Annotated in this window: 2 protein-coding genes and 1 pseudogene; all 3 read right to left on the minus strand. The window is 71.0% G+C overall.

All coding sequences use genetic code 11. The features are described from left to right. Positions 1 to 390: pseudogene (locus tag Ae505Ps2_RS33145) on the minus strand (IS5/IS1182 family transposase); the annotation flags it as partial. A gap of 287 nt (positions 391 to 677) precedes the next feature. After that, positions 678 to 1,025, minus strand: coding sequence for a hypothetical protein (locus tag Ae505Ps2_RS05895; protein WP_020628222.1), 348 nt, complete (start codon positions 1,023 to 1,025; stop codon positions 678 to 680). A gap of 336 nt (positions 1,026 to 1,361) precedes the next feature. Next, a partial coding sequence (locus tag Ae505Ps2_RS05900) for a hypothetical protein (RefSeq protein WP_349289821.1) occupies positions 1,362 to 1,889 on the minus strand: 528 nt, incomplete at its 5' end.

The following is a 1,889-nucleotide window of genomic DNA, read 5'->3' on the forward strand; positions in this document are numbered from 1 at the left end:
CCACCACAGGTCGACCCCGGGGGTGAGGCCGAGCGCGCGGCACCGGTCGGTGGCGATCAGGGTGCCGTCGAGATTCACGTGGGTGTGCCCGGCTGTGCGGGCGGCGAGCAGGGCTCCGTGCAGGCCGGGTGCGGCCGCGGCGAGGACGTCGATGCCTTCGTGCAGGTAACGGTAGGCCGTTGCAGTGCTGATCGCGTTGTCACCGGCCGAACATCGGACCCGGGTAGCATCACAGAACCAGCGGATCACCAGCACTGCCTGGGCGAACGGGGTCAACGCCCGCCGCCGGGTGCCACGTCGACGGCGTTGAAGGACCAGGAGCCGCGCCAGATAGGCCACGGTGCGCTCCCCGATCGGGAGGACAGCGGTGTAGGTGACAGGATCAGACATGCAGGACCTCGGTGACGGTGTCGATCTGTGCTGGACCGAACCGATCTACCGGGGTCCTGCCCCGTTCCCGCTCATCTCACCACCCTCGGCGTGTCGCCACGACCTGCCACCCCGCTACTGAGAACACCTCACTCCCACGATGGGGTCGGATGTGATCGAGGCGAATCGCCCGGAACGCCACCCGAACCGGCGACGACGACCACGGCGGGTGCCCGCGGGCCCCACTCCGGACACGGACGTGCCCCGGAGCCGCGAAGGCCCCGGGGCACGTCAGCGAGAGGATCCGGTCAGTTGACCGAGTCGCCCGCGCCGGCCTCCTGGCCGCAGTTGTCCGACTGGTCGGTGACGGAGTCGCCCGACTTGGCCTTGCCCTCGCCCAGGATGCCGGCGCCACCGGTGAGGCCGTTGGCCGCAGCCGCGTCCTCGACCGGAACCTGGACACCCAGGACGTTGACCGGGATGTTGTTGTTGCACGCCTGGACCGGAACCTGGGCGTTGTTGCCGTTCAGGCCGGCAACGAGGCCCTTCGCGTCCTTGTCGATGACGCTGTCCGAGCCGGCGAACGCCAGCGGCGACAGGCCGATCAGGGCGACGGCGGACACGGCGGCGACGAAACCGGCCTTCTTCTTCTGCACAGTCTTCTCCTGGTGAGTCACGGATCCATGCGGATCCGGGCACGTGCCGGTCCGACGACAAAGGGGGGAGCCCGAACCGGCTGAGGAGAACGATAGGGGGCGGAAAGCGCACGGATCAACCCGGGAAACACCATCGTGGGGAACAATCACCGAGGGTCAGTTATTCACACGATACGGTTTCGTCGCCGAGTCGGCCGTTCTGCACGACGACGGTACGAAACCCGGCGCCCCGGCCTCCCGGCCGACGCCGACCGGCGGGTCGGGAACCGACGACACGTCCTGGACCCTGACACGGACGGCCGGCCCGTCGACCGTGTCACCGTCACCGTGTCACCGTCACGCGGACGCGACCCGGCCGAGCCTCAGCGCCGACACCAGGAAGAAGACACCACCGAGCAGGGCGTAGCCGGCGACCCCGGTCAGGGACGCCTCGCCGCCCGAGGCCATCAGCACGAACGAAGCGCCCGCGACGACCGAGAGGGACCCGCTCGCGATCATGGCCCCCTGGCCGCCCGCCGCGCGACGCCGCAGGGCGACGACGAGCTGGGCGACCCCGGCGACGACGGCCCAGGCACCCCAGACCCGCAGCACCGCCGGCACGCCCGAGCCGAGGACGACGACGAGCCCGACGGCCGCGAACCCGCCCAGGACGATCGTGGCGTACAGGCCCGGAGCCACCCCGGTCGCACGCGAGGAGCGGGCGTCGATCACGGCGGCGGCCACGTCCACCAGCGGGTAGAGCACCAGCAGCGCCGCGGTCAGCGGGCCGACCTCCGCCGCGTTCGGCAGCAGCAGCGCCGCCCAGAGCAGCGCGAACGCGAACCGCGCGAGGTACAGGCGCCGTAGGGCGACGGTGCCGTCGAC

It is taken from the genome of Pseudonocardia sp. Ae505_Ps2 (assembly GCF_001932425.1).
Classification (GTDB): domain Bacteria; phylum Actinomycetota; class Actinomycetes; order Mycobacteriales; family Pseudonocardiaceae; genus Pseudonocardia.